Origin of the sequence: Lysinibacillus sphaericus (assembly GCF_002982115.1) — a bacterium.
Lineage (GTDB): Bacteria > Bacillota > Bacilli > Bacillales_A > Planococcaceae > Lysinibacillus > Lysinibacillus sphaericus.
This window is the reverse complement of the sequence record NZ_CP019980.1, coordinates 3000710-3011778: the sequence shown is the minus strand read 5'-3', so window position 1 is coordinate 3011778 and position 11069 is coordinate 3000710. Positions and strand designations below refer to the sequence as shown.

The following is an 11069-nucleotide window of genomic DNA, read 5'->3' as shown; positions in this document are numbered from 1 at the left end:
CAAAAAAGGAACCAACAGAGTAAATTTTTTAACAATCCCCCTATTTAAATGATAAAAGCATTGCGCATTTGAAGCCTTTCAATCTCATCATTAGTGAATAAGAATTTGCCTATTTTTAACGTTGATAATCCGCATTTTTTTCAAGCAGTGTTTGGGACGCTTTCTATATGTATTATTGATAGCGTTTCGTTAATTTATCTTTATGACTTTCCATAATTTCTGTCAAATCAATTTCGTATTTGTCTGCTAAAATAAATAAATTATCCAATACATCACCCAGTTCTTCTTTCAAGTTTTCGATTTGTTGTTCTTTAGATTGTGTAATTTCATCTGGACGGTCGCGACCAATCTCAAGTGTACGAATGGCTTTTGATACTTCACCTACTTCTTCTGTTAAAAAATTCACACGAATAAATGGATTTAAGTCATACCAACCTCGTTTTTTATAAAATTCTGTAATCCATTTTTGATATTCTACAATATTCAATGCAATCTACTCCTTATTTTTCTATAATGATAATAATAGCATGAAGGAGGCGTTAAATTTGAATATTGCAGTTTATTGTGGCGCGAGTTTAGGAAACAATGAAGATTATATTGAAGCAGCAAAAGCGTTAGGTAAGTGGATTGCCGATCATGGTCATACGCTAGTGTATGGTGGGGGAAAAGCAGGATTAATGGGCGTCATTGCTGATGAAGTTTTATACCATAATGGTGAAGTAATCGGAATTATTCCGACATTTTTAGTAGACCGAGAGCTAAGTCATCCAAATTTAACTCGTTTAGAAATTGTAAATTCAATGTCTGAAAGAAAAAATAAAATGATTGAATTAGGAGACTGCTATATTGCATTACCAGGTGGACCAGGGACATTAGAAGAAATATCAGAAGTTATTTCATGGGCAAGAATTGGGCAACACAAAAATCCATGTATCCTGTTCAACGTAGCAGGTTATTACGATAAGTTAAAGGATTTTTACAATGGTATGGTAACAAGTGGATTTTTAACAATGGCTGACCAAAAAGCGATGTTATTTACGGATTCCATTACAAAAATGGAACAATATATAAAAGAATTTACACCGGTCTCCGTAAGAACATATTAATGATACATAATAAGCGCATCTTTTCCGTTTGAAACCTTTCACAAAAGCATGTTAATCAACAAAATGGCTCTTTAAAAGAGGAAGGCGCATTCCTTATTAAAGAAATGCGCCCAATTGTTGATTAACTTTATCTACTATATGACGTCCAAACCCTATACACATATTTACCATCTACCTCTATCACATCTCTATGTAATATAACAACCACATTAATGTATCCCGCCCATTGTGGTATTAGTTCAGTTAAACAATCAATAACCTTTACATCAGGACTGGCATAACCGACATTTTCTTCTCTCAAAAAGTGATTTGAAAAATCTTGATACAAAGAGTCCGTCCATTCATATACTTCAAACGGAGAATCAAAAATTCTATTATCTTCTCTATATTGTCCATTTACCCAATGTATTTCCATAACAATGCCCCCTAACATGTTTTTTTGCTATGAATGAATTATAAAAAAATGAGCGTTCCTCAACAATATAATCTTTAACAAGATGAACACTTTCATAGCTTCTCACAAAAAACGCACGATTGTGGAAGATGGAGACCATAAAGTACTAAAGAATGAGCAATGTATAGTTATTTATACGCGATTGCTTTTAGATGACATCTCACAAGAGTGTTACAACTTTAAAAGGCTATTGGCAGTGGAAAAAGACAAATGATTAAAAAAGAATTTGCTTCTAGCTGTTCGTAGATCCATTCTCCTAATATAAAAAATAATTTCGATACTATTGAATTATGTAGATTATTGTCGAAATATACCTATATATAGTTGTGGGAGGAAGCAAATGAAGAAGAAAAATTTACAGTTACGAAGTATCTCAGGGAAGTTAATGCTACTTATCACAACTATTATACTTGTCACAGTTGTGATTATCGGCTCAACAAGTTATTTGGTTGCCAAAAATCAGCTCTTAGAATCAGGTGAAAGAGAACTACAAAGCATTGTTAAGGGGGCCTATACTTCATTAGAATTGATTAATGAAGAAGTAGAAAGTGGCAAAATAACACTAGCGGAAGGGAAAGAAAAAGCGAGAATTATTCTAAATGGACCAGTAAATGAAAATGGAATCTACGATTATAAAAAATCCCATTTTACTTACAAAGAAAATGGTTATATATTAGCTTTTGACGAAGATTTAGTGTTGCAACTGCACCCTTCTAAAATAGGTGGAGCTCCTACCGATGAACTTAACAGAAGCAATCGAGAAAAGATAGTTGCAGGTGGTAAGTCCAAAAATGAATCAGATCGTTATGTCGTTTATTCCGACAAACAGCCTGATGGTTCTTTTAAAGATAAAACAGCCTATACAGAATATTTTGAGCCTTGGGACTGGACTATTGGAATTGCTGTTTTTCAAGATGAATTTTATGAAGGATTAAACATTTTACAATATATTATCTTTGGTACAACAGTTGTACTCATTATTTTAAGCTCACTTGTGTTTTATTTAGGTATTCGCAGGAAAATAAATACACTAAAAGATGTAGCTGAAACATCATCAAAAATTGCTGATGGTCATATAATGGTTACCAATTTGCCTGAATCAAGTGATGAAATTGGACAACTTGCGATTGCTTTTAATAAAATGTCACAGCAATTACGTACGCTTGTCGAAAATACTAAAAATACTAGTGAACAATTATTGGATTCAGCGACAAACTTATCAGCAATTTCAGAAGAAACATCAGCTAGTAGTGATGAAGTTGGTAGAGCAATTACCGAAATTGCTACTGGTACACAAGAACAAGCCCATGATTTGGACAAGATAAACCAAACAGTAGAGCTATTATCTTGTTCAATAGATACTACGGAAAAACAAAGTAAAGTTATGTACGACATTACAAAACATGCAGAAAAACTATCATCCGAGGGAATTGAAATCGTTCACCAATTACAAAAATCAAATACGGATTCTTTAGCAGCATCACAAGAAGTCAGTCATGAAATAAAAAATTTAAATAGTAAAATAAATCAAATCACACAGGTAATGGAAACAATTGAAACAATCGCAGAACAGACAAATTTACTAGCTTTAAATGCGAGTATTGAAGCAGCAAGAGCAGGTGAGTATGGTAGAGGATTTTCAGTTGTTGCCGATGAAATAAGGAAACTAGCGGAACAATCAAAAAATGCTACTCATCAAGTACAAGGAGTCGTTTTATCCATTGTTTCAGAAACTACTAAAACAGTTGAAACTGTAGAAGTAACAATGGAGACTGCTAAAAAGTTAAATGATGATGTTGTTCTAACACAAAGCAAATTCAATCAGATGTCTGATTCTGTTAAACAAATAGTAGAATCGATATTAGCAGTAAATAAAGAAATGGACGTTATGACATCCTATAATAAGTTGATGAGTGAAGGAATCGAAAATGCGTCCAGTGTATCAGAACAGACGGCGGCTTCAGTACAGGAAATTGCATCGTCCATAGATGAACACATTAAAGCAATTGCTGATGTTGCAAGTGCTGCTGAAACACTAACGGAATTAAATCGAGATTTAAATGCTTTAATGGACAAATATACTTTATAACAGGATAGTGATGGTAGGACATGCTCTAAAACTACTTCAAAAGATAACCAGTTTACAAATTAGATATAAAAAAATGCATCGAATCAAATGTTTCGATGCATTTATTCTAGTTAGTAAGTCGACTCTTCATTTTGCCCCTTAAATTTCAAAAATGATATTCGGAATGACTACAATATAGCCTTTAAATACGCATCTCTTTATTAAAGAAATGCGCACATTTGCGGTGTAGTTAGGCGTATATTCACCAAAACGTTAAGTAATGTACTAACGTATTAATTCCTGCAAACTTAACAGACATAATTATAAGTATAACGATAATACTTAATACTACACCAATAGCCTTTTTACCGGAATTAGCCATGTTATCACCATCTCTCAAATTATATTTCTTCGTCAAACGATAAATTTACTGGCTCGTCCAGCAGTTCACCATGCACATCTAAATTAGTTGTTGGAATATTTTTATTTACTTCTTCAAAAGTGAATTGATCTGCCCATACAGTTCCTTGTCCACACAGCATGATACCAAACGAAATAACAGCACTTTGGGTGGGAACATCTAAAATAATAGAGTAGTGGTTCCACTTTGTTGTACCTTTAATGGGGCGATTACTCATATTATCAAATTGAAGAACATCTTCCGTTGTGTTGTCTACTCGCATCCACATCCCAGCGTACGTATTTACCTCTTCCGTACGGATGAAACAAGAGAGTCGAATACGCTTTCCAACAAACTGATTAGCCTTAAATGTTTGCATCATAGTAGCGAATTCAGTTGAATCTAACACTGTTTTGGATTTTAAATAACCTGATGCTTTCCCCTGATGAACAACTTCATGATCAATTCCCATTTCGTAATTAAATGGATTTGATCCACTTAAAAACCAACCTTTCACCTTTGTATCCATATTTGTTTCCTCCTTCATTTTCATCACGTCTGACATTATTCTGCGATATTTACCAGGTGGTAGCTTATAAATCTCTTTAAATGCTCTCGTAAATGATTCTTGTGATTCAAACTGATAATATAAAGCAATATCCAGAATGCGTTTACTTGTGTAAAGCAAGGCGGAAGAAGCATTAGCCAATCTTCTTAACCGAATATATTCAGTTACCGTCATGCCAACCGTGGCTTGAAATATTCGATGAAAGTGATACATTGAAAAATTTGATTGTGCTGCAATATTTTTTAATGTAAGTGGTTCATGTAGATTTTCTTCCACATATAAAATAATTTTTTTAATTATAATTTCATGGTTATACAACGAAGACACCTCCTTTAAATATAGAATATCAAGGTTCTTCCTTCGTTTTTTGATATATCTTGCGAAGTAATCGCTGCATCCTAAAAACCATTAAGAACAGGTTGATGTAATAATACTCTTTTTATAGCTACAACAATAGAACCTGTACAATATAACAAACCAACTTGCTCGAGAAATTTAGTTTATCGTTACACTGGAAAGGCGCTCTATAATGGAATAACTGAATAGTTTTGAATGGCTACGTTCGTAATAGAGACAGCCAAACAGGTTCTAGTACAACAAGAAAAAACAATCGTACCATGAAATCAAGTTTGGTTAGCAACGCCGTACGAAAGGAAAGCACACGACCAGGATTATAAGTATCACATCGCCCTTGGCAAATAATAGATGATTCTTCGATAGTGATGTGAAAGAAATAGAGTAGAAAATAGTGAAGTAACAAATTGTCCTGATTGTATTCACATGTTGGTGAGTATACTACCAAAATTACGTGTTTCATCGTTTGTAGGTTATTTGAAAGAAAAGAATCGTTCCACACCCTACCACCAGACCATAAAAATCCATGTTAAGTGGACCTTTTGGAATCGGTGCAGAAATGTAAAAATGTAAATAAGGAGATGAATTCAGTGTTTAAGGATTTTAAGATAACGGAAGGCAGGCCTTTGTATATTCAGCTTAAGGAATATTTAATAAGAATGATGACGAACGGGCATTTACTTGAACATCAAAAGCTTCCATCCACTCGTGAACTCAGCTCATTATTAGCTATCAGTCGAAATACCGTTCTTACGGCTTATGCAGATTTAGAGCAAGAAGGCATGATTTATGCAGTAAAAGGAAAAGGACACTTTGTAAGTCATGTAGAGACCTTTCAAGCTCCAACTATCGAGTTAAATTGGACTGAAAAAATCAATGAGCAAACCTTTTTATCTGAAAAATTAGATCTCATGAAACACGGAGTACGTTGGAATAAAGAAATGATTTCATTTACAAGTATCGCGCCCGATGAAAAGCTATTTGATGTAGAAAATTTTAAAAAGGCATTTTTAAATCGTATGTCCATTGAAGGAGACATTGTTCTTAACTATGGTTATGCAAAGGGCTATAAACCGCTTATCGATTACCTCCTTAACTACATGGAGATTAAGGGAGTAGACATTCGAAACAAAGATATTTTAATTACCAATGGCTTTACAGAAGGACTGGATATTCTTTTATCCACCTTAAATAAAAAGAACGGCCGTGTGATTTGTGAAAATCCAACCCATCATGCAGCCCTCAAGCTCTTTCGATTACATGGCTATGAGATTGATGGCATTGAAATGGAGGATGACGGTGTCAATGTTAGTGAGCTAGAAAAATGCTTATCTAAACAGGAATATGATTTTGCCTATTTCATTCCGTCTTATCATAATCCAACTGGAATCGTAACATCCTCTCAAAAAAGAAAGAAAATCATGGACCTGTTTTCGGCCTATCAGCTTCCTATTATAGAAGATGGATTTAATGAAGAATTACGTTACTCAGGATCCCATCAGGCTCCATTAGCTGCTTTTGCTGGAAACGGCAATAATGTGATTTATATTGGTAGCTTCTCTAAAATTCTTTTTCCTGGCTTGCGAGTTGGCTGGATTTTAGCAGACAAAGAGTTGATTTATTATTTGGAAAGTATGAAAAGAGCTCGAACGGTGCATACGTCAACTTTAGATCAAGCCGTGCTATATCAATATTTAAATGATGGCTACTTTGAGAAGTATATAAAAAAAGCAAAAGCAGTCTATAAGAAAAAATATGAACTAGCTGTCCATTATTGTAAGCAATATATTCCATGTAAGCGAATCACAAGTGACGGTGGGCTCCACCTTTTTATAGAACTAGATCACAACATTGACTCACAAAAGCTTTTAGAAAAGTGTTACCAAAAGGGAGTTGTCTTTTCGACAGGCAATGTATTTTACACAGACAGTAGTGGACAACATACGTTGCGGTTAGGATTTTCTAGGTTACATGAGAAAGAAATTATTCAAGGAATTAAAATCATAGGAGACACTTTAAAAAATAATTATGGAGGTTAAAAAAATGAGAGTTGGCGTCATTATGGGCGGGGTTTCTTCCGAGAAGCAAGTTTCGATTATGACAGGTGAAGAAATGATAGCTAATTTAGATAAAAATAAGTATACAATTGTACCAATCCACATAGAGAAAAAAGAAGATTTAGTGGAAAATGCACGGAATCTTGACGTTGCGTTACTGGCGTTACATGGCAAGTATGGTGAGGACGGCACCGTTCAAGGTACCCTTGAAACTATGGGAGTTCCCTATACAGGAAGCGGTGTCCTGTCCAGTAGCTTATGTATGGATAAGAATATTTCGAAAAAAATCATGAGGTATGAAGGTGTGCAAACACCAGATTGGATTCATCTTATGAGTATGGAAGAGCTTAATATGGAAGAGCTAGATAACATGGGGTACCCAGTAGTAGTGAAACCTAATGCAGGTGGCTCAAGTGTAGGCGTAAAAATTGTGTATGACAAAGAAGCGGTAAAATCTACGATTGCGGAAGTATTCAAATGGGATTCCGAAGTGATAATCGAAAAGCTGGTAACGGGCGAGGAAATCACTTGTTCGATATTGGATGGCAAAATTTTGCCGGTAATTTCTATTCGTCATCAGAACGAGTTTTTTGACTATACCTCTAAATATAATGATGTGACTACAATTGAAGAGGTGATTCAGCTACCGCCTGAAAAATATCATCGTGTTGTTGCTTCAGCGATTTCTTGCTATAAATCATTGAAATGTAGCGTTTATGCCCGTATTGATATGATCATCAATAACGGCGTTCCGTATGTATTGGAAGTTAATACATTACCTGGAATGACGAAAAACAGCCTGTTACCTAAAAGTGCACAATCAGCAGGTATTCCGTATCCTCAGCTACTTGACTTAATCATTGAAAAATCACTTAAAGTAAAGAGAAATGATGGATAGAGCAATAATAAGCAGATATTAGCCTTAGCAATATTTTTACATATTATTGAAATAGAATACGAACAAAAGATAAAGATAAAAGAATCGTGGTGTCCCATAATGATCGAAACAAAATCTTATTTAGCAAACGCTGTAGAACAATTAAAGCCTTCTGGTATACGCCACTTTTTTGACTTGGCTACAAAAATGGAAGGTGTTATTTCTCTTGGCGTAGGAGAACCAGACTTTGTCACACCTTGGCATGTCAGAGAAGCTGCAATTTCATCGTTAGAACAAGGCTATACTTCTTATACAGCAAATGCTGGACTACTTGAACTAAGAGAAGAGATTGCTTTATATATGAAAAAATACTTTTCAGTTACTTATGCTCCGCAATCAGAAATTATTGTGACTGTGGGTGCTAGCCAAGCAATAGATATAGCTTTAAGAGCAATACTAGATCCAGGTGATGAAGTCATTGTTGTGGAGCCTTGTTTTGTCTCGTATGCTCCACTCGTAACGATGGCTGGAGGCGTACCTGTTACTGTACAAGCATTAAAAGAAAATGAATTTAAAATTCTTCCGCATCAATTAGAAGCTGCTATTACAAAAAAGACCAAAGCGATTATGATTTGTTCTCCTAATAATCCTACTGGTTCTTTGCTTAATAAAACAGAATTAGAGAAGATTGCTGAACTTTGTGAACAACATGATTTGCTTGTACTTTCCGATGAAATTTACGCAGAACTTGTTTATGATGAAAACTATACAAGCATTGCCTCTATAGAAGGAATGCACAAGCGAACAATCTTATTTAACGGTTTTTCAAAGGCATTTGCGATGACAGGATGGCGCTTAGGGTTTGTTTGTGCTCCTGAAGAAATATCCCAGGGCATGTTAAAAATTCATCAATACACTATTATGTGTGCTCCAACGATGGCCCAATATGCAGCGCTAGAAGGACTAAAACATGGCAGATCCAATATAGAGGATATGAGAAACATTTATCGCCAACGTCGTAATTTTATCGTTAAATCTTTTAATGATATGGGGTTAAGTTGTCATTATCCGGGCGGAGCATTCTATGCATTTCCATCCATTGCGTCAACAGGACTAAGTTCTCAAGCATTCGCAGAGCAGTTGTTATTAACTGAAAAAGTTGCTGTTGTTCCAGGAGATGTTTTCGGTGAAAGCGGTGAAGGAAATATTCGTTGCTCCTACGCTGCCTCTATGGAACAACTACAAGAAGCGATGAAACGTATTCAGCGATTTGTTAATAATCTTGAAAACCACAATCCCCAGATTTAATATTAATAAAATAAATGATGCTACACACTTCTATTGATTGCTTCTCTAACGCTCTCATTACAAGTCCGTAAAATTAAACAACATTGCTGAGCTATACCTAATCGTTCAGCAATGTTGTTTACGTTTTGCCCATTATTTATTAGAATCATTGCAAAAGTGTGAGGACATCCATTAATGGATGTAACTCTCTTTGACGGTGTCGTTGATAACTGTTCCATAGCCTAACGACGTATAGCAAGTTTTGTTATATTATGAACAACACGAAACAGCTTTATTGATATCTTTTTCACTTACATACACGGAACCTTCAGTATCTATTATATATTCTATATCATTTTCTTTTAATTGTTCGAATAACGATTTTCGTAACGCGTCTGATAAATTTTCTTTTCTAGCAAAAGAAACGTATGTCCCGTTAGAACGATTCTCATTACTACATCCACTCAATATACTCAAACATAAGACGATAGATAGCAAACACTTGCATTTCAATTTCACGAATTTACCCCCTAATGTGGAAAATCAGTATATACCTTTAAGTAATAAAAGTAGAAGGTGAACCTTACTAATAAAGGTCATTTCACAAAAAGCTAGGATAGTCACAGTGATCTGACTTTTTTATGATTTTAGAGAACAAGCTTCTAGGCTTAACAGTAAGCTTACTTCAACAGCACCCCTATATAAAGAGCTACCTCGTGACCTCTCCCTAACAGCAAATACTTAAAATTAGTAGTTGTAATTTTTATTTTACCTCAACCTTAAAAACAAAAGTCTTTTATTCATATTAACACCCCTTTTATTATAGATTCCATTTAGAGAAAATGAATGTTGCAAGTTGTAATTTACAAAAATACTAATGTATGTATATATAAAGTGAAAAGAGAAATATCGTTGTTGACTGTGAGCTGACTTACGAATAAGACAGTAATCCAATCCTATTAGTCATTTTGCGAAACTGTTTGAGAAGAAAAAGGGAGGTATTATCAATGAACGTAATAGAAATTAAAAATCTAACGAAGACTTACGGCAAAGCAAGGGGAATAGCTGATGTTAGTTTTAACGTTGAACAGGGTGAAATTTTCGGATTTATTGGACCTAATGGTGCTGGAAAGTCGACAACAATTCGCACATTATTATCGCTTATTTACCCAACGAGCGGCAGCGCCACGATTTTTGGCAAGGACTGCATTCAATTTGCACCCGAAATAAAAAAGGAGATCGGCTATTTACCATCAGAAATCTTTTACTATGACAATATGAAAGTAAAGGACCTATTAAAATACTCAGCTAGCTTTTATAAAAAAGATTGCAGTAAGAGAATGAAAGAGTTAGCAAAAATGATGGACTTGGATCTGAATAAAAAAATTGATGACCTATCTTTAGGAAATAAGAAGAAGGTCGGGATTGTTCAAGGGCTCCTCCATGAGCCGAAACTCATTATTTTAGATGAACCAACAAGCGGGCTTGACCCATTAATGCAACAAAAATTCTTTGAACTATTAGAGGAAGAGAATAAAAAAGGTGCTACGATCTTATTTTCGTCCCACATCCTCAGTGAGGTTCAAAGATTATGTAATCGTGTTGCCATCATTAAAGAAGGTAAAATTGTAACGGTAGAAAAGATTAGTACGTTACAAGAGAATAACTATAAAAAGTTTAAAGTTGAGACGGATGCACCCCTAGACAAAAATTACTTCCAAATCGATGGGGTCAATAAATTAGATATTCACAATAACGTAACTAGCTTTTTATTTAAAGGTAATATTAATACTGTGATGAAAAAAATCGCTGACATTGAAATTACGAATTTGTGGATTGAAGAACCAGACCTTGAGGAGATCTTTTTACATTATTATGAGAAGGAGGTCTAAGCATTA

General features: G+C 34.7%; 9 protein-coding genes and 1 pseudogene. 7 read left to right on the top strand and 3 right to left on the bottom strand.

Annotation, left to right across the window (positions count from 1 at the left end; genetic code table 11):
* Positions 1-172 precede the first annotated feature (172 nt).
* A complete protein-coding gene (locus tag LS41612_RS15195; protein WP_024363304.1) occupies positions 173-487 on the bottom strand; it encodes a MazG nucleotide pyrophosphohydrolase domain-containing protein in 315 nt (104 codons plus the stop codon).
* A 58-nt stretch (positions 488-545) separates the two neighbouring features.
* On the opposite strand from LS41612_RS15195, the gene LS41612_RS15190 reads away from it, so the two are divergent.
* A complete protein-coding gene (locus tag LS41612_RS15190) occupies positions 546-1106 on the top strand; it encodes an LOG family protein (RefSeq protein WP_024363305.1) in 561 nt (186 codons plus the stop codon).
* Between the two features lie 127 nt (positions 1107-1233).
* On the opposite strand, the gene LS41612_RS15185 is transcribed toward LS41612_RS15190, so the two are convergent.
* On the bottom strand, positions 1234-1521 hold the full coding sequence (locus tag LS41612_RS15185) for a hypothetical protein (protein ID WP_024363306.1): 288 nt from the start codon (positions 1519-1521) through the stop codon (positions 1234-1236).
* A gap of 379 nt (positions 1522-1900) precedes the next feature.
* Here LS41612_RS15185 and LS41612_RS15180 point away from each other — a divergent pair, with 379 nt between their 5' ends.
* The gene (locus LS41612_RS15180; RefSeq protein ID WP_024363307.1) at positions 1901-3649 is read left to right on the top strand and encodes a methyl-accepting chemotaxis protein; all 1749 of its coding nucleotides are present in this window, start codon (positions 1901-1903) and stop codon (positions 3647-3649) included.
* Positions 3650-4029: 380 nt separating this feature from the next.
* Here the strand turns inward: LS41612_RS15180 and LS41612_RS15175 are convergent, their stop codons facing one another.
* Positions 4030-4914: a helix-turn-helix domain-containing protein gene (locus LS41612_RS15175; protein ID WP_024363308.1), complete on the bottom strand. Its 885-nt coding sequence runs from the start codon at positions 4912-4914 to the stop codon at positions 4030-4032.
* A 417-nt stretch (positions 4915-5331) separates the two neighbouring features.
* Between LS41612_RS15175 and LS41612_RS23720 the strand changes: the two are divergent.
* The 5 genes and pseudogenes from LS41612_RS23720 to LS41612_RS15145 all read left to right on the top strand — a co-directional run.
* Positions 5332-5523: pseudogene (locus LS41612_RS23720) on the top strand (transposase); the annotation flags it as partial.
* Between the two features lie 17 nt (positions 5524-5540).
* Positions 5541-6989 (top strand): MocR-like pyridoxine biosynthesis transcription factor PdxR, encoded by a 1449-nt coding sequence (gene pdxR / locus LS41612_RS15165; protein WP_024363309.1) that lies wholly within the window; start codon positions 5541-5543, stop codon positions 6987-6989.
* Positions 6990-6993: 4 nt separating this feature from the next.
* Positions 6994-7905: a D-alanine--D-alanine ligase gene (locus LS41612_RS15160; protein WP_024363310.1), complete on the top strand. Its 912-nt coding sequence runs from the start codon at positions 6994-6996 to the stop codon at positions 7903-7905.
* Between the two features lie 99 nt (positions 7906-8004).
* Positions 8005-9192 carry an aminotransferase gene (locus tag LS41612_RS15155; protein WP_024363311.1) on the top strand — a complete coding sequence of 396 codons (1188 nt, stop codon included), beginning with the start codon at positions 8005-8007 and terminating at the stop codon, positions 9190-9192.
* A 986-nt stretch (positions 9193-10178) separates the two neighbouring features.
* Entirely contained in the window at positions 10179-11063 is an 885-nt protein-coding gene (locus LS41612_RS15145) for an ABC transporter ATP-binding protein (protein WP_024363313.1), read from the top strand.
* Positions 11064-11069 lie beyond the last annotated feature (6 nt).